General features: G+C 62.4%; 16 protein-coding genes, 1 tRNA gene and 1 pseudogene. 11 read left to right on the top strand and 7 right to left on the bottom strand.

Features of this window, described 5'->3' with window-relative positions; all coding sequences use genetic code 11:
• Window positions 1–218 precede the first annotated feature (218 nt).
• The 4 genes from ACE3QM_RS14285 to ACE3QM_RS14270 all read left to right on the top strand — a co-directional run bounded on the left by ACE3QM_RS14285 (window position 219) and on the right by ACE3QM_RS14270 (window position 4025).
• A complete protein-coding gene (locus tag ACE3QM_RS14285) occupies window positions 219–815 on the top strand; it encodes a GNAT family N-acetyltransferase (RefSeq protein ID WP_231463803.1) in 597 nt (198 codons plus the stop codon).
• A 188-nt stretch (window positions 816–1003) separates the two neighbouring features.
• A complete protein-coding gene (locus tag ACE3QM_RS14280; protein WP_231463804.1) occupies window positions 1004–1261 on the top strand; it encodes a YjhX family toxin in 258 nt (85 codons plus the stop codon).
• A gap of 66 nt (window positions 1262–1327) precedes the next feature.
• The gene (locus ACE3QM_RS14275) at window positions 1328–1834 is read left to right on the top strand and encodes a GNAT family N-acetyltransferase (RefSeq protein WP_374422781.1); all 507 of its coding nucleotides are present in this window, start codon (window positions 1328–1330) and stop codon (window positions 1832–1834) included.
• Window positions 1835–2363: 529 nt separating this feature from the next.
• The gene (locus tag ACE3QM_RS14270) at window positions 2364–4025 is read left to right on the top strand and encodes a GMC oxidoreductase (protein WP_374422779.1); all 1662 of its coding nucleotides are present in this window, start codon (window positions 2364–2366) and stop codon (window positions 4023–4025) included.
• A 41-nt stretch (window positions 4026–4066) separates the two neighbouring features.
• On the opposite strand, the gene ACE3QM_RS14265 is transcribed toward ACE3QM_RS14270, so the two are convergent.
• On the bottom strand, window positions 4067–5269 hold the full coding sequence (locus ACE3QM_RS14265; protein WP_374422777.1) for an FAD-dependent oxidoreductase: 1203 nt from the start codon (window positions 5267–5269) through the stop codon (window positions 4067–4069).
• 137 nt (window positions 5270–5406) lie between these two features.
• On the opposite strand from ACE3QM_RS14265, the gene ACE3QM_RS14260 reads away from it, so the two are divergent.
• The 4 genes and pseudogenes from ACE3QM_RS14260 to ACE3QM_RS14245 form a co-directional block, all read left to right on the top strand.
• Window positions 5407–6231, top strand: coding sequence for a helix-turn-helix transcriptional regulator (locus ACE3QM_RS14260; protein WP_374422775.1), 825 nt, complete (start codon window positions 5407–5409; stop codon window positions 6229–6231).
• Between the two features lie 76 nt (window positions 6232–6307).
• A complete protein-coding gene (locus tag ACE3QM_RS14255; protein ID WP_374422773.1) occupies window positions 6308–7312 on the top strand; it encodes a hypothetical protein in 1005 nt (334 codons plus the stop codon).
• 103 nt (window positions 7313–7415) lie between these two features.
• A complete protein-coding gene (locus tag ACE3QM_RS14250) occupies window positions 7416–7940 on the top strand; it encodes an N-acetyltransferase family protein (RefSeq protein WP_374422770.1) in 525 nt (174 codons plus the stop codon).
• Between the two features lie 148 nt (window positions 7941–8088).
• Window positions 8089–8213, top strand: a pseudogene (locus ACE3QM_RS14245) (amidohydrolase); the annotation flags it as partial.
• A 177-nt stretch (window positions 8214–8390) separates the two neighbouring features.
• Here the strand turns inward: ACE3QM_RS14245 and aguA are convergent.
• Window positions 8391–9527, bottom strand: coding sequence for an agmatine deiminase (gene aguA, locus ACE3QM_RS14240; protein ID WP_374422768.1), 1137 nt, complete (start codon window positions 9525–9527; stop codon window positions 8391–8393).
• A 228-nt stretch (window positions 9528–9755) separates the two neighbouring features.
• On the opposite strand from aguA, the gene ACE3QM_RS14235 reads away from it, so the two are divergent.
• Both ACE3QM_RS14235 and ACE3QM_RS14230 read left to right on the top strand, forming a co-directional pair.
• Window positions 9756–10691 (top strand): LysR family transcriptional regulator, encoded by a 936-nt coding sequence (locus ACE3QM_RS14235; protein WP_374422766.1) that lies wholly within the window; start codon window positions 9756–9758, stop codon window positions 10689–10691.
• 160 nt (window positions 10692–10851) lie between these two features.
• Entirely contained in the window at window positions 10852–12558 is a 1707-nt protein-coding gene (locus ACE3QM_RS14230; RefSeq protein WP_374422764.1) for an amidase, read from the top strand.
• Window positions 12559–13036: 478 nt separating this feature from the next.
• On the opposite strand, the gene ACE3QM_RS14225 is transcribed toward ACE3QM_RS14230, so the two are convergent.
• A tRNA-Ala gene (locus ACE3QM_RS14225) sits at window positions 13037–13112 on the bottom strand.
• 163 nt (window positions 13113–13275) lie between these two features.
• Between ACE3QM_RS14225 and ACE3QM_RS14220 the strand changes: the two genes are divergently transcribed.
• Complete coding sequence (locus ACE3QM_RS14220) at window positions 13276–13902, top strand: glutathione S-transferase family protein (protein WP_048410147.1); 627 nt, start codon at window positions 13276–13278, stop codon at window positions 13900–13902.
• Window positions 13903–13958: 56 nt separating this feature from the next.
• Here ACE3QM_RS14220 and ACE3QM_RS14215 read toward each other — a convergent pair whose 3' ends face one another.
• The 4 genes from ACE3QM_RS14215 to ACE3QM_RS14200 form a co-directional block, all read right to left on the bottom strand.
• Window positions 13959–14390, bottom strand: coding sequence for a hypothetical protein (locus ACE3QM_RS14215; RefSeq protein ID WP_374422762.1), 432 nt, complete (start codon window positions 14388–14390; stop codon window positions 13959–13961).
• 297 nt (window positions 14391–14687) lie between these two features.
• On the bottom strand, window positions 14688–15107 hold the full coding sequence (gene sicP / locus ACE3QM_RS14210) for a chaperone SicP (RefSeq protein ID WP_374422760.1): 420 nt from the start codon (window positions 15105–15107) through the stop codon (window positions 14688–14690).
• A gap of 40 nt (window positions 15108–15147) precedes the next feature.
• Window positions 15148–16698 (bottom strand): type III secretion system effector BopA family protein, encoded by a 1551-nt coding sequence (locus tag ACE3QM_RS14205; protein ID WP_374422758.1) that lies wholly within the window; start codon window positions 16696–16698, stop codon window positions 15148–15150.
• Between the two features lie 116 nt (window positions 16699–16814).
• Window positions 16815–17438, bottom strand: coding sequence for a hypothetical protein (locus tag ACE3QM_RS14200; RefSeq protein WP_374422756.1), 624 nt, complete (start codon window positions 17436–17438; stop codon window positions 16815–16817).
• Window positions 17439–17534: the final 96 nt, after the last annotated feature.

Here is a 17534-nt window from a genome sequence, read left to right as displayed (position 1 = left end):
TGTCCTTGATTTTTTGTGAATCCTAACATCTTGTTAGAACTTGTGAAAATTGAAATAAATGAATTGATTGATTCGTTTTAGCTATCAATCGCAGTAAATGATAATGAAAATCAAATAAAGTTCTGTCGCCACCACGCAAGAGATGGCGGCGAGATCACGCAGCCGCCGCGCTGTTTTGAGATAATCCGATGCTTTCTTGACCCAATAAGGCCATGTCCATGCCTCCTCCAGGCCATCCACCACTCACGCCGTCTTGGCCCATCCATAGGCTGAGTCCGCGCGACATCTCCGCCGGCTGGCTGGATGCCTTCCAGCGTCGTCAGGATGTCCAGTTGGTTTACCGCGCCAGCGCCGCCGGCAAACGCAGCGTGGCCGAGCCCTTCATCGACGACTGGTCATCAGCGGAGCGACGCGAGCTGGCGCGGGAATTGGCGCGTATCGCCGCCGACGGCGCGGTATTGGCGGTGGAAATCGATGGCATCCTGGCCGGCTTCGCCGCCATAGACCCGCAAGCGCTGGGTCCGGACGGCGGCTACCGGCAACTAAAGGAACTGCAGGTGGATCGCCGTTGGCGCGGCCAGGGCCTGGGGCGCGCACTGCTGGCCGCCAGCGCCGCGGCCGGCCGCGAACTGGGCGCGGACGCGCTCTATATCTCCTCGCACTCCGCCGTGGAAACCGTCGCCTTCTACGAGGCTTGCGGCTGCGTGCCGGCCCGCTGGCTGCATGCGCCGCAACTGGCGCTGGAACCGTTTGACTGGCAGATGGAGCTGGCGCTTTCCGGGCAGAGCATTGATTTGATTCAGCTATCCCATTAAAATAAGGACCGCTCGTTTCCGAGCGCCCTTCTTTATCCTCGCACAAGGCTTTGCATGTTGGAGATTGCAGCAATCCGATAACGCAGCCCGGTTTTCCGGCTGGCCGTTATCAAAATGTTCATTAGCTGGTAGCGCCCGCATCGCGGCAGCTGCCTGTTTTGCATTTGATTGCCGAATGATAATCCAATATGAATATCTCCAAGCCGGAGCAAAGGACTTTGCACGTCCTGGCCAAAGGCGGCCGCATCGCGCAGCTGCGCGACGACGCCGGCCGTATCGCCACCGTTGAATGCTATACCCGCGAAGGGTATCTGCTGTCCGACTGCACCCTCACCGTGTTTCAGAAACTCAGGGCCAAACGCCTGATCAGCTCCAAGAACGGCCAGCCCTATCTGATCAACAAGGCCGGTCTGCGCGCCGTGCGCGGCCAACTCGATAACCAATGAACACCGCCGCCGCGCGGCCGATCGCTCCAGAGCGGCGGCCGCGCCGGCGTGCGCAAGGAAAACACAATGAAACTGATGCTGAGAAACGAACAGAGCCGCGACATCGACGCCATCTCCGAACTGACCCGCGCCGCCTTCCTCGCCGAAGAGCACTCCAGCCATACCGAGCAATTCATCGTCAACGCGCTGCGCCGCAGCGGCCAGCTCACACTGTCCATCGTCGCGCTGGAAGGCGAGCGGCTGCTGGGGCACATCGCCGCCTCGCCGGTGCTCATCTCCTCCGGCGCCGCCGGCTGGCACGGCATCGGCCCGGTATCCGTGCACCCGCAACGGCAGGGCCAGGGCATAGGCAGCCTGCTGATGAAACAAGCGCTGACCGCGCTGCGCGAGCTGGGCTCACAAGGTTGCGTGGTACTGGGCAGCCCCGGCTACTACGCGCGCTTCGGCTTCCAGACCCAGCCGGGCCTAACCCTGCCGGGCGTGCCGGCGGAGTACTTCATGGCGCAAAGTTTCACTGCGCTCTTGCCCGGCGGCGAGGTCAGCTATCACCCGGCGTTCAAGGCCAACGCCTGAGAAGCTGTTTACGATCTGCTGCGCGTCGTGGAGCGTTACACGGTGAGTACGGCTTCAGAATGCTCATGTACCGCTTGTACATTCCGCTTCTTCAACCGTTCTCGCCTTAGAACCTGTTCAAAGTCTGCTGCGCTTCGGCGATACGGCGTTGAAAACGAGCTCAAAATGCTCATGTACCACTTGTACATTCCGCTTTTTCGCTCGTTTTCGCCTTGTCTCGCTCTTGCTCGCGAGATCGTAAACGCGTTCTAAACACGCACGACGGGCCGCTCTTGGAGCGGCCCGTCCGGCTGTGCCGTGCAAGGATGCCCCCACCAGACACCATTACCAAATCATATGAATGCCTTAAAAAGCCTAGCGTAATCCATTGACCTGCTTGCGCCGTTAATCAATCAATATAATTGAATGACTTTTAAATAACTGTTAATACTGCCAGTATCTACGCCCGCGCCAACAGACAAGAATGCCTCCGCTTATTTAATAAGCAAATTATCTCAACGTGCTTCTTAAAAACGGAAAGGCACCCACCATGGCCAACACCCCCGAAGATGACAAGCTCGCCAGCCTCAATCCCAGCCTCAATCGCCGACAACTACTGCTTGGCGCCGGAGCCGGCACCGCCAGCCTGCTGCTCCCCTCACCCGCTTCCGCGTCCATCCTCATGGAAGCGAAATACAAGCTGCTGGTGCCGGAAATATTCAAACCCGTCTCCCGCCCGCCCGGCTACACCCCAAATCTGGTGATAGGCTCCGGCTTCGGCGGTGCCATTTCCGCGCTGCGCCTGGCGCAGGCCGGCCAGCAGGTCACGGTGCTGGAACGCGGCCATCGCTGGCCCAAAGACCCATGGCGCAATATCTTCTCCAACGACACCCTGCCCGATGGGCGCGCGTTCTGGCATCGCAAGGATGCCAAGATGCTGACGGGCATACGCACGTATTTCGATTATTTCGGCGGCGTGCTGGATTCAAGCGACTATCCCAATATGAATGTCTGGCGCGGCGCCTGCGTCGGCGGGGGCTCGGTGGTGTTCACCGGCGTCATGATCCAGCCGCAAAAGCAATACTTCGAAGCGCTGTTCGGCGACCGGGTCAGCTACGAGGAGATGGACCGCAGCTATTATCCGCGGGTCCGGCAAATGCTGAACTTGAACGCCATGCCGGCCGACATCTACCGCAGCAAGCCCTTCCACCACTCGCGCGTTTGGGATGAGCACGTGCGCAAAGCCGGCTACCTCACCACGCCCAACGACTCCATTTTCAACTGGGAAGTGATCCGCCAGGAACTGCGCGGGCAATCCAGGCCCTCCGCCACCATCGGCTTGTCCAATCACGGCAACTCCAACGGCGCCAAGTTCGACCTGAACCAGAACTACCTGGCGCAGGCGCAGGCCACCGGCCGCGCCACCATCTACCCCGGCCATGAGGTGCTCAGCATCGCCTGGGACGGCAGCCGCTACGAGGTCGACGTCATCAAGCGCCATCCCAGCGGCCGCCAGCTGGAGCGTTACCGGCTCAGCTGCGATCGGCTCTTTCTCGCCGCCGGTTCGATAGGCAGCTCGGAACTGCTGGTCAAGGCGCGCGCGCAAGGCACTTTGCGCAATCTCAACGAGCATGTCGGCCAAGGCTGGGGCAGCAATGGCAGCACCATCGTCGTGCGCAGTCTCAGCACGCTATCGCTGGCGACGCAAGCCACCCCCAGCGCTTCGCGCATTCACGACCCCAGCCGTGGACTGCCGTTCACGCTGGAAAACTGGTACGTGCCCGGGCTGCCCACCGATTTGACCACCGTGATCGGCTCGCTGGGCATCGCCTTTGACCAAAGCAACCGCGGCCACTTCAGCTACAACCCCGCCACCGACCGGGTGGTGCTGAACTGGCCGCGGCAAGGCAATGCCGACAGCGTTGCCGCGGCCAAGGCGGTGAACCGGAAAATCGCCGACGCCACCAACTCCATCCCTGGTTTTCCAGGGATTATCGACGATGTCACCGGCCTGAACTGGACCGCGCACCCGCTGGGCGGCGCGGTGCTAGGCAAGGCGACCGACAACTGGGGACGCGTCATCGGCCATCCCGGCCTGTACGTGATGGACGGCGCGCTGATTCCCGGCAGCACCGGCGCGGTCAACCCCTCGCTGACCATCTCCGCGCTGGCGGAACGCAATATCGAGCACATCATTAAAAATGGCGGCTAAGGAGCTTGAGCTCTCCATGCCCCCACGGCGCGCGACGCCGGCTAGGCCCGCGCCGTTGTTTGCAATAAGCGCGCCGTTCCCGCCAGCGACAAGCTCAAGGCGGCGGCGGCGCGCCGCCGCATCTCCGGCTCCCACGCCCGCAAAGCGGCGGCCGCCTCGGCCGCCGTTCCCGCCCGCGCCAAGGCCCGGGCCAGTTCCGCGCCATCGCACAGCGCGGTATTGGCGCCCAAGCCGCCGGCCGGGCTCATCGCGTGGATCGCATCGCCCAGCAAGGCCACGCGTTCGCAGCGCCAGACCGGCACCTCGGCGCTCACGCGGATCGCCCGCGCGCCCAGGCACCGCGGGTCGCCATGCGCGAAAACCGCCCGCAAACGCGAATGCCAGCCGCGCGTCGCCTGCAGCACCCGCGCCCGCAGCGCGTCGCCGCTCAAGCGCTCCGCCGGCAGCGCGCCGCCCAAATCCTCGGCCCGCGCCACGCAGGCCCAATACCAGTAATCCGACAACGGGCTCAGCGCCGCCTCCGGCGCCAGCCGCCGCGCCAGCTCCGGCAAGGGCGCGCGAAAACGCATCGCCTCTATCACCGCGGTCAGACCATCGCCGAACACCACGCACACGCCCTGGCCCAGCTCCGGCGTCAACGCCTCGGCCGGCAGGGCCTCCCACGGCGTGACGCCATACAACACGATGGCGCCGCCGTCATCGGGCTCGCCACCTGGGATCAATTGCCGGCGCACGGCCGAACCCACTCCGTCCGCGGCAATCAGCACATCCACCTCACACTCGGGCCGAGCCTCGAAATCCAGCAATAGGCCCCCCGGCGTTTCCCTGAAACCACGCAAGGCGTGGCCCCAGCGGATCTGCCCCTCCAGCCCGCTGGCCAGGATTTCCCGCAGCGTCTGGCGATTGGCGCTGAGATCGCGCTCCGCCGCATCGTCCGCCTGCGCCGATGGCCGCCAGTGCGCCGGCTTGCGTTCCGGCAAGGCGCGCAGTTGCGGATCGATGAAACAATCGTCGCCGCCCAGCGAGCAGCTTTGCCGGAACAGCTCGTACTGCCGTGGCGTCATCACCTGCCGCAAGGCCTGCTGACCATCGCCGTCTATGCGCAGACGATAACCCTGCCAGCGGCTGTCGGCAGTGCGGTCGCGCTCGAACACGGTGGCGGCGATGCCGGCGCGCGCCAGCCCCTGGGCCAGGCACAGCCCGCCCAGGCCGGCGCCGACGATGCCAATGCGTAGGGATTGCATAACTTGTCCTTTGCTCATCAAGTGAGAAACCCGGTCAGGACCGCCGCCGCGCCGACGGCCGCTCTGACCCTTGCCGACGATTGTGCGCGCCGTCGTCAAAGCTGCTATAACGCTGTTTTGCCAATAAATGGTGAAAAATGGCCAATATCGACGCCACACCGCCGGAAGAGGCCGTGGACCTGAGCGAATGGGCCGGCGGCCCACCCTTGATCGCCGTGCCCGGCAATGACAACGAAGACAGCGACTACCGGCTGGGCAGCCGCGAATACGCCTGGCACAGCCATGTGCGCGGCCAGCTACTCTGCGTGGAAACCGGCCTGATCCAGATCCGCACCCCGCACGGCGCCTGGGTGCTGCCGCCGCACCGCGCCGGCTGGGTTCCGCCCGGCATGCCGCACCGGGTGCGCGTCAGCGGCGCGCTGGCCGGCTGGAGCGTGCTGCTGAACCCGGACTGGAGCCAGGCGCTGAGCCCGCAGCCGCGAGTGGTGGCGATCACCGAATTGATGCGCGCCGCGGTGCGCCGCGCGGTGGCCTGGACGGATCACGCGCCATGGCGGCCGGAGCAGGAACGCATCGCCTCGGTGCTGCTGGACGAGCTGCGGCAAGCACCGCATCAGGCGCTCTGCCTGCCGATACCGGAACACCCGCGCATCGCGGCACTGGCCCAGCGGCTGCTGACCGAGCCGCCCGGCAAACTCGCGCTGCCCGACTGCGCGGCCGACGCCGCGATGTCGCCGCGCACGCTGCGCCGCCACATCCAGGCGCATACCGGCATGAGCTTTGGGCAATGGCGACAGCAGGCGCTACTGATACGCGGCATGGAAATGCTGGCGCGCGGCGCCGCCGTGGCCGTGGTGGCCGATGAGCTGGGCTATGCCTCGCCCAGCAACTTCATCGCAATGTTCCGGCGCGCTTTCGGCGAATCGCCGGCGCGCTTTTTCGCGCGGCAAGGGCCGGCCTAGCGGATTGGAACTTGGGCAGGCTAAGCAAGCCGGCGAGGCGCTGGCGCTCAATAACGCTTTCGAGTGGGAAATTCAGATGTCGCAACAACACATTCATGAAACCAATCTTTTCGCCGCGATCCGGCAGTTCGTCCAATTGGTCCGCGCTGGCCGCGAACCCGAGATGGCGCCCCTGGCGGCCGCGACGGCCGCCCTGCCCTTGAAAAACTTCGAGTACTGGGAGCGCTTTCTGTCTTGGGAACGCTACCGGGCATGGCAGCTCGCCGCGCCCAGCAAATGGACGCTGTTATTCCGGCAAACTCCTGGGCCGACCTGGCTGGACCTATGCAGCGAAGACGGCTACCTGCGGGAAAAAACGCTGCGCGCGCTGAAGCACGGCGCGCCCAACGCTTTCTTCTTCGCCCTTGCCCTGCGCCGGCTGAACGATTGGGTGCCGCAAGTCCGAGCCGCGGCGCGCGAAACCCTGCCTGACATCGCCAGCCATACCGCGCCGCAACACGTCGCCGCGGCCTTGTGCGCGCTCCTGCCTAACTGGACATCCTGGGGGCGCCTGGAGGCCCTGGAACAGGAAACGCTGATGGCCATCTCCGCGCAGGACGAAGTGAAGCGCGCGCTCAAGGATAGCTTGATAACCAGCCCCTCCGGCCCCGTGGTCGCCGTGCTGGCGCAACTTGGCCGCAAGGATACGCTGGATGCGTATTTGCAGGACATCGCCAAGCAGGCCATCCAGCCCTCCTTGCGCGCCAAGGCCTATCGCTGCCTGCTGGAGGGCAGAATGACCTGGCTGGCTGGCCGCGAATGGGAATGGACGGATATACGCCGGGCCCAGAAGCGCCTCAAGCCGATACACGGCACCCGCGCGCTCAGCATCCCGGCCGCCTTCCCGGACATGGCGTGGCAAGCGGCCGAGGACCGCTCTCCCATCGTGAGACGGGTTGCCGGCGAAATGCTGATCCGCGACTGGGAAAAAACCGGCCAAGCCCCATTGCGCCTGGTACGGCAACTGGCCGCAGACACCTGCCCGTCCATCGCCGCGCGCGGCCGCTTCCTGCTGGACAAACTGGAACCGCCACCGGCCTGATGAATGTCAATCGAGTAGAATGATCAAGCCCCTGGCCTCGAACCATGGGATGCAAGGCGGATAAGCCGCTTCCTCTAGACGAGTAATGAGAGAAAGACCCCACATGGCGAACGCAGAGTCAGACAGCTTGATCATTCGGCGCGCCAGCGCTGCCGACGCCCCCGCGGTGTTGAGCATTTTCGATGAAATCATCGCCTGGTTTGCCGAAATACAAAACCCGGGACAATGGGGAGCGGAGCCTTGGTCCAGCCAGCCGCGGCAAGTGGCGAGGGTGGTCGAAGCCTGCTCGCTGCCCGGCGCCTGGGTGGCGGAGCAGCGCGGCGGCCCTATCCGCGCGGCCTTAGTGCTGGGCGAGGCCATGCCCTATGTTCCGGCCGCGATGGCGCCGGAAATATATGTGCGCTTGCTGGTCGCCTCGCGCCACTCCAGCGCACGCGGCATTGGCCGGCGCTTGATGGCTTTCGCGGAGGATCAGGCCAGGCTGGCGGAAGTGAAACGCATGCGGGTCGATTGCTATGGCGGCGGCTCCGGCGCCTTGGTGCGATTTTATGAATCCTGCGGCTACGAGCGAATTGCCGCCCTGGACATTGACGGCTGGCCCTGCCAGCTCTTGGGACGCGACGTGTGACGATGCACGATCTGCGTGGCGGCCGGACCAAGCTTCCGTGACCGCCTGAGACCGAAAGCACTGGCCACGCCCCCTGCCGGCCCCGCCTATTCCACTCGCGCAAACCCTAGGCCGGTTTGCCCAGAGGGCAGTGATTGCCATCGACGCCATGCCCGGACCGCTAGTGCCTCCTTCGACACCACCCGCACCGCGGTGCAGATGGCGCTGAACGGCACGCAGGCACGCCATCCGGAGGTGAACATCATTCTGTCCCATGCCGGCGGCTTTCTGCCAAGGGATGTGGCGGGAGGAAAACGAAATGGCTGCGGAATAGCTTGGAGAGGCCAAGAATGTGAAACTGGAAGTATCGGCTGGCCACACCTGGGAACCATAAGCTGATCGCACACTGCACAAGCTAGGCTCATGGCAGACAGAAACGGCGGGCATTCACCCGCCGTGCACGATAGCGCCTCAGCTAGCCTTGCCTGCTGGAATCTGCTGGGTGATGCAGTGGATATTGCCGCCACCAAGCAGCACCTCGCGCGCCGGGACGCCGACAATTCGGTACTCCGGGAAGATCTCCTGCAAGCGGCTGGCTGCCGCGGCATCGGTACGCTCATCCAGCAGCGGGAAAATAATCTGTCCGTTGCTGATCAGGAAATTGACATAAGAAGCGGCCATGCGCTCGCCAACCTCACGCGGCACGGCCTGCCCGCTAGCCACCACGCCAACCGTTTCATCCTGCTCATAGAACAAGGGACCCGGAGCCAGCATCTTGTGGATCTTGAGCTGGCGGCCCTTGGCGTCGCGCGCTTTGGACAGCACTTCGTAAGCGGCCTGCGAACGCGGATACTGCGGATCCTGTTCATCGTCGACCCAGTGCAGCACAACCTCCCCTGGACGGGCAAAGCAGCACATATTGTCGATGTGACCGTCGGTTTCATCCATGAACACGCCTTCCGGCAGCCAGATGAAGTGCGTCACATTCAGATGCTCGGAAAGCAGGGCCTCGATCTGGGCTTTGGACAAATCCGGATTGCGATTGGGATTGAGCAGACATTCCGCGGTGGTGAGCAGCGTGCCTTCACCATCGACATGAATCGAGCCGCCTTCCAGCACCAGCGGGGCTAGGTAGCGATCAAAGCCATGGTGGGCCAACACCTGGCCCGCAACTTCACTATCCTGATCCCAAGGATGGTACAGCCCGCCATTGAAGCCGCCCCAGGCATTGAACTTCCAGTCCACGCCACGCAGATGGCCCGCCGGATCGATCACCATGGTCGGCCCGCTGTCGCGCATCCAGCAGTCATCGCTATTCATGGCGACCAGGGTGACTTCGGACGGCATCACTGCGCGCGCCTGCGACATGAACGGTTCTGGCACGGCCATGAACACAGGCGTGGCCGCCGAAATGGCTTTGGCGATGGCAGCAAAGGCCTGTTGCGCCTCGCGTCCGGCATGGCGCCAGTTATCCGGGCGCTGCGGCCAGATCATCCATACCGCCTGATGCTCCGCCCACTCGGCCGGCATGTGAAAACCATCGGCGGCAGGTAGGCTATTGTGCGTTTTATTGTTCATTTTGATCACCATCGACTTGATAAATGCCATCAGAAGTATTCAATAGATCGTGCATTTGCGGATGACAGACTCGGCACGTCTCCCGATCTGCGCGATGCGGAGGCTCGACCAATGCACATTCGCCGGGCGGATCAGCGTTCTGGAACTGCAGATTTCCTCTGCAATGAACGACGAAGTGATTGACAGACGTAGTCTATGGAGAGCCAAACTATTCAGCAAATGAACAATACGAATACTTTCATAAATACGGTGAATGGTGTGAAGCTGCATCAACTGGATCTGAACCTGCTGCTGGCACTGGATGCCCTGATCAGCCTGCGCAGTGTCACGCGGGCGGCAGAGAAACTGTTTGTCAGCCAGCCGGCGATGAGCCACTCGCTCAATCGCTTGCGGACATTCTTCGACGACCCGCTGCTGGTGCGCTCGCCGCACGGCATGCTGCCGACGCAAAAAGCACTCTATCTGCAACAGGGCGTCCATCAGGCGCTCAGCCTGCTGCAAAGCCATTTCAGCCAGCCGGAGGCCTTTGACCCAGCAACATCGGCGCGGCGCTTCACCCTGTGCACCACAGATTATGTAGAGTGCGTGCTGATTCCGCCCCTGGTGAAAAAACTGGCGGAGGAAGCGCCCAACGTTCATATCGACATCACCATCCTGCGGGAAGACATTCCGGAACTGGCGCTGGCCGACGGTGAAATCGACTTCCTGCTGGGTTTTGACGAATACATGTCCATCCCCAGCTATCTGTGCCGGGAAACCTGGCTGAACGAGCCGCTGATCGGCATCTTGCGCCATGATCACCCGCTCCAGAATGATAGGCTGACACTATCGGATCTGATTGCCTTGCCGCATGTCTTCCACGCGCCGCTGGGCAATCTGGGGTCGCCAATGGATGACTTTCTTGCCGAGCGCGGCTTGCAGCGCAAGATTTCGGTGCACAGCCAAAGCTATATGGCCGCAGCCGCCATCGTCAGCAACACCGATCATTTGTTTATCCTGCCCAAGAAAGTAGCGGCGATGATGGCGGGCTACTGGCCGTTGAAGATGGTTGCATTGCCGGAAGAATTGCCAGGCTATCACCTTAACTGCATCTGGCACCCGGTGCAGGATAGTAATCCTGCGCTGCACTGGCTGCGCGACTTGATGCGCAGCCTCATCGAATCCGATGATGCGGCCCCGGTATTCGCCGTATGAATAAGTACATCAAAATGAATCATTTTCCCGCATAACGTTATCTCTTGTAGATTAGCCGCCATATTGCAGAACAGCCCATGCGCGCGCTGACCCGCCTGCGCATGCAGGAAACGGTCGCCGCGATGGGCATGAAATCCGTCTTCTTAGTGGAGGTAGTAGCATGATCGAGGTTACCGAGCTATCCATCGCCGAGCTGCGCGCAGCGCTCGAATCCGGGCGTTCGACAGCGGTTGAACTGGTCAAGGCCTATCTGGCGCGGATAGAGGCCTACGATGGCCCCGCGACCGAGACCAGGCTCAATGCGGTGGTGGTGCGTAATCCGGATGCGATCAAGGAAGCCGAGGCATCCGATGCCCGTCGCGCCCGTGGTGAAACGCTGAGCCCGCTGGACGGCATCCCCTATACCGCCAAGGACAGCTATCTGGTGCAGGGGCTGACCGCCGCTTCAGGCAGCCCGGCGTTCAAGGATCTGCTAGCCCAACACGATGCCTTCACCATCGCGCGCCTGCGCGCCGCCGGCGCCATCTGCCTGGGCAAGACCAATATGCCGCCCATGGCCAATGGCGGCATGCAGCGCGGCTGCTACGGCCGTGCCGAAAGCCCCTATAACGCCAACTACCTGACGGCGCCGTTCGCCTCCGGCTCTTCCAATGGCGCCGGCACCGCGACGGCCGCCAGCTTCGCCGCCTTCGGCATGGCCGAGGAGACCTGGTCTAGCGGCCGCGGCCCGGCCTCGAACAATGGCCTGTGCGCCTATACGCCGTCTCGCGGGGTCATCTCGGTACGCGGCAACTGGCCATTGACGCCGACCATGGACGTTGTCGTGCCGTACGCCCGCACCATGACGGACTTGCTCGAAGTGCTCGACGTCATCGTCGCGGACGACCCGATCAGCCGTGGCGACCTATGGCGCCTGCAGCCCTGGGTGGAAATTCCCAAAGCCTCGGCGATCCGGCCAGATTCCTATTCCGGCCTGCTGGCTCAACCCGATGCACTCAAAGGCAAGCGCTTTGGCATACCACGCATGTACATCAACAAGGACGAACTGGCCGGCACCAGCGAGACGCCTGGCATCGGCGGCCCGACCGGACAGCGCATCCATACCCGCGCGTCGGTGATCGATCTCTGGGAAGCCGCGCGTCAGGCACTGGAAGCCGCCGGGGCGGAAGTCATCGAAGTGGATTTTCCGCTGGTTTCCAACTGCGAAGGCGATCGTCCCGGCGCGCCCACCGTATTCAACCGCGGCATCGTCTCGCCTGAGTTCCTCAATGACGAGCTGTGGGAGCTGTCCGGTTGGGCCTTCGATGAGTTCCTGCGCGCCAACGGCGACCCCAAGCTCAACAAACTGGCTGACGCGGATGGTCCGAAGATCTTCCCGCACGATCCGGGCACCTTGCCCAACCGCGAAGGGGACCTGGCCGCCGGCATGGACGAGTACGTCAACATGGCCAAACGGGGCCTCAAGTCCTATGACCGGATTGAAAGCGTGCCGGATGGTCTGCGTGGCCTGGAAAAGACCCGCAAGCTGGATCTGGAAGACTGGATGGATGCGCTAAAGCTGGACGCGGTGCTGTTCCCCACCGTGGCCGACGTCGGCCCGGCAGATGCGGACGTCAATCCGCGCTCCGCCGACATCGCCTGGAGCAACGGCGTCTGGGTGGCCAATGGCAACCTCGCCATCCGCCATCTTGGCGTCCCCACTGTTACCGTGCCGATGGGAGTGATGGCTGATATCGGCATGCCGGTGGGGCTGACTTTTGCGGGGCGCGCCTATGATGACAACGCGCTGCTGCGCTTCGCTGGCGCATTTGAAGCCACCGGCAACAAGCGCATGATCCCGCCGCGCACGCCACCGCTAGCTCAATGATCACCGGCTAGGGCAGATCAGGACGGGGGTTCCGCCGGTAGCAGTGGCTTGGAAGCCATCATTGCTTGCCTTGAGGGGGATTACCGCTCTGGCCGAACCTTGACCCATGGGGAGTGGCGCTGGACGACGACTTCAGCTGAATAAGCACACAATAGTAAGGACAAACCCGCCGTTAGGCGGGTTTGCTGGGATAGTGATGCACAGTTCAGTGTTATGTGCACGGGCCTAAGAACCTGTTCAAAGTCTGCTGCGCTTCGGCGATACGGCGTTGAAAACAACTTCGAAATGCTCATGTACCGCTTGTACATTCCGCTTTCTCAGCCGTTTTCGCCTTGTCTCGCTCTTGCTCGCGAGACTTTGAACAGGTTCTAATGCCAATGCTTACGAACTCTCTCGTGTAAGGCCCGATCGCCTATCTTTGCAGCAGCGGCAAAAAATGCTCTCTAGTTTCACGCAGGAAAAAACAAGAAGGGGGGATTGGTGGACCGAAGGAGGATCGAACTCCCGACCTCTGCATTGCGAACGCAGCGCTCTCCCAGCTGAGCTATCGGCCCAAAGTGAACGCCATCATATGCCAATCGGCTGGGCTTTGCCAAGGCCCGCCGCTGGCGCGGCGTCAGGCTGGCGCATCCCCGCCACAGTCAAGCATTTAAATGGCATGCCCGCGCCCGGCGGGACTACACTGCTCCGGTCCATCCATCCTCGCCGGAGATTCCCATGCTGCGCATCCTGGGCCGCACCAGTTCCATCAACGTCCGCAAAGTGCTGTGGACCTGTCATGAAATCGGCATCGACTACCAACGCGAAGACTGGGGCCGCGGCTTTCAGTCCGCCAGCAGCCCGGAATTCCTGGCGCTCAATCCCAATGCTTTGATTCCGACCGTGGTGGACGACGGCCTGGTGCTGTGGGAATCCAACACCATCTGCCGCTACCTGGCCGATTCGCGCCGGGCCAGCCACTTGCTGCCCGCCGATCCGCGCAGCCGCGCCCAGGTGGAAAAATGGATGGACTGGCAGGCCACCGAGCTGAACGGCTCCTGGGGCTACGCCTTCCACGGCCTCAGCCGCCACAGCCCGGAACACCAGGACCCGGCGCTAATCCAGGCCAGCATCCAGCAATGGGGCCACTATATGGCCATTCTGGACCGGCAGCTGGCTTCGCAGGATACGCCCTATATCTGCGGCGACGATTTCACCCTGGCCGACATCGTGCTCGGCCTGTCCATCCACCGCTGGCAGCTGACGCCTTTCGACAAGCCGGAGCTGCCGCATGCGCACGCCTATTACCAGCGCCTGATTCAACGGCCGGGGTTTGTGACGCATGGCAGTGTCGGCGTGGCTTAACCAACGCCTCATTGAAAAAGCCCGGCGGTGCCGGGCTTTTCACTTCTTGGGCGGACTTAAACCTTCCTCACCTTGCCCTCCAGCTCAAAACTCGCCTCCACCGCCCGGTGGTAGTCATGCTGACAATCGACATGGGCAAACACATCCAGCTTGCGCACGCCCAGCGCCAGCACGCGTTCCAGATGGCGGAAGAACGCTTCCCACGCTCCGCGTTGCTGCGGGTTGGCAAAGTCGATGTCGCGGGCGATGCGGCCGAACAGGCCAGAGCCGACCAACAGCGGATTGTCCTTCAGCCATTGCAGCAGATGGGCGGCGTATTCGCGGCCGTCGGCGCAGGCCTGTGGATAAGTATCGTAACTAGGCTCGATTTGCCAGTAATGGGGATAAGTGCGGCCGGGGATGAAGCTGACGAAGGGCAACAGGGTTTCGACGGCTTCTCTTGATACGCCTTTATAGCGGCGGCGCGGGGGAAAATACGGATTACTCATGGCAGGACCTCCTTACTAGGGATTCCAGAACACCCCGTTTGCTTCAGGGTGGCGGGCACATGACAGGGTGAGCAAAACCGGTAGTAAGGACCGGCAGGCCATAGGCCTCCCCGCCATTGCCCGCCCTTGAAAAGGTCGTGCCAATGACGTTCGGACACCTCGCGAACGAGGTGTCTGGCCTTACTAAAATCGGGTTTGCTCTACCCAGTACCGCCATTGCGCGGCACAAGGCGGATTGTTGCCGCTGTGGCGGGTGGGGTCAAGAGCAGGAGGAAGCCTGGGGGTAGACTTCCTCAATCAGCAACGCAAGCCGGTGGGCGCATCGAAGCTTTCCATCTCTCCCAACGAGGCGATCAGTTGTTCCAAGCGAGCGGCGAATCGGTCCACGGCTTCGATGAAGTCATGGGACGATAGCGTATCGCTGGGCAAGTGTTTGACTAGCATGGCGGCTCCGGTGCTGTCGTCAAACGCCAAGCTGCCCTCGCCGGCCTCGGCCAGCGTCAGATTAAGGGCCAGCGCTTGTTGCCAGAACCCGGCACTGCCGTTGGCGCTGAATTCACCCAGCATGCCGTACAGGATGAGACTGTCGGGTAGACTGCGAATAGAGAGCATCAACCGCTGGTCCAGCAACAGGAAACATTGCCCGTGCGAATCCAGCGTAAGTTCCATGCCGATGGCGCGGCCCAGGCTGTCTAGAAGTTCTGCGTTTTTGTCCATGAAGATACCTTGTGAGCGGACCGGCAACGGTTCGCGGCGCTCATTGAATGGCGAGGCCTATCAGCTCTTCGCTGCGTTTGATCATGGCGTGGGCGGCAAGGCTCAGTTGCTCCGCGCCTTGGGGATGACTCTCCAGATAGCGGTGCAACGCCTCCACCAGACCGGCGGTTTTACGGGTGAGGGCAGCCGCATCGTCGTCGATATTGGGGGCGCCTTCACGCATGGCCTTGACCAGCCCCAGGGCGTCAGCTCTGCCGACGGCCAATTGTTCGAAGTGGGCGCCGATGCGAAAGACCTGCTGGGCATTGCGCTCCTTCAAAGCTTGGCGTTGCACGGCTTGGGCTTCCGGTCTTCTTTCCTTGTTGATTTGCTGCTTGAGCTGGCTGATTTCTCTCTTGAGTTCGCCCATGCGGCCCTGATTGAGGAAAACGTCCCATTCCGCTTTGACGCCGGGCTGTTGCAGCATGCCGCTGCAACGCTCGCCGATGTCGGCGACCTGGCGGTTGAGGCTGTCCATCCTGGCTTGCAGGCGCTCGGCATAGGCATGGGCCTTGTTGGGGTCTTCGGTGACCCAGCTGGCGCTGAACGGCACGAAGTTTTCCGCGCCGCCGGCGCGTAGCATGCGCAGCGCCATGGAGGCGCAGTTTTCCTCAGTGCTGGCCAGGGTATAGCCAATCCGGCCTTCGGCGGCTTCTTGCTTGACGTGGCGAGCCTCGTGGAGGATGGCTTTTTCATTGAGGCCGAACAATACGAATTTGGCGGTTTTGCCGCTGGCGGCGACTTCTTTATTGCGTCCCATCATCGGCAGATAGACTTTGCGGGCGCTGACGCCCCAGCCGCCGTCCCGCGTGCGTTTTTGTTCCGCACGGGGGTAGTACTGGGCTTTGGCCATCAGGTCCTGGCTGGCGGCTTTATAACCCGCGGTACCCAGTTGCTGACGCGCGTCTTCGCCGTCGCTGAGTTTCTGCGCGGTTCGGCTGGAAACCTCTTCTTGCTTGTCCTCCCGGTAGCTGCTCAGGGAACCTCCCTGCCGCTGGCCAAACAGACGGCCGATTTGCCCGCCCTGGGCGTCGCTAAACGGCCACCAGCTGATGTGCTCCTGCACATGCTTATTGGCGTTCACATCGATTTTGTTCTTGATGGTGACGGAGGCGTGGCCGGGATGATCCATGCCCTTGCATTCCCAAGAGCGGAATACGACTTGCCGCGCCAAGGGCTTGGCGTCGCCCTGGCCATGAAAGCGTTCGGCCACGGCAATCAGTTGCTCCACCACCCGCTGCTTGAGCGGCGCGCCCTGGAGCCGGCCCATGCTGTCCAGCGCCGCTTGGGCGCTTTCCTGGCCATAACGCCGGGACAGCGTGTTGATGAAGACGCCCAGAGCGGTTTGGTTTTCAGCCTGTACGCGCTGGCTATAGCTTTTGACGGCTTCCAGGTTTTTCAGCAGCGGTAGTTGGGACAGGCAGGCATAGAGCCGACCCTTGAAGCCTTGGCTGGCGACGGTCACCGTGGGTTCAGGCGTCTTTTCATTGACGACGACTCTGCCGCCAAGCCTAGCCGCCTGGACGAAAGTATTGAGATTGAGTGTGGTCATGGGCTGAAACGAGCGGGATGATGAAGCGAATGGTTTCGATAGTGAGTAAACCCCTGTTTCCCTGCTATCAAATTTCGCTCACCCCCCGCGCGCCGCGGTCTTACGCGGCGCTCGGCTCAGGCCCGCATATGCAGCCCGTAGTAAACCGTCTGGTTCCAGTAGCCGGTAGTCAGCCCGGCCAGGTATTGCGCCGCGCGGAACAAGTCCGCCGCGCTGCAGCAACCGGCGCTGACATTGCCGCGGTAGAGCCCGCTATTGGGATCGAACACCCAGATATAGTCACTGCCCTTGTAGACGCCGACGGCGTGGCCGGAAGCGCCGCCGTTGCGCATCAGGTTGAGGAACAGCGCGTCGCCGCGCACCATCAGGTTTTCCAGAATGTTCTGCCAGGCTTGGGAGCTGGCGCTGTGGGCGTTGTTGCAGTAGTGGCAGAAGGCGAGGCCGAAGGTTTCCGCGTGATTGGCGTCTCCCACCCGGTTGTGGGCGGCCACCGAGGGATAGACCTGCTGCTCCAGGTAGGAGGCGAAGCGAAACAGGTAGGCGCCGTTGTCGAACTGCTGGTAAAGCGCGTCCGCCTGTTGGGTGGTGGGCAGGTAGTCGCCGGCGCTGCTGCCCCAGTTGTGTTTGCCCACGCGGTCCTGGATGTGCTTGAGCCACAGGCAGACCGCGGCCTCGCACACCCCGGCGGCGTTGGCGCCGTTCCCGGCATTATTGAAAGCCCTTTGCAGCGACCACGCCATCGCGTCCCCCTCTTGCTATCCGTCGGTTTTCAGTTGGCAAAACACGCGCCTGTCATGCCGCGATATTTTGGGATAAACCGTAAACGGCGTTTGCGC

Origin of the sequence: Chromobacterium sp., from assembly GCF_041912965.1 — a bacterium.
In the GTDB taxonomy this organism is placed as follows: Bacteria; Pseudomonadota; Gammaproteobacteria; order Burkholderiales; family Chromobacteriaceae; genus Chromobacterium; species Chromobacterium aquaticum.
The sequence above is the reverse complement of the archived record's forward strand: the minus strand, read 5'-3'. Positions and strand labels throughout refer to the sequence as shown.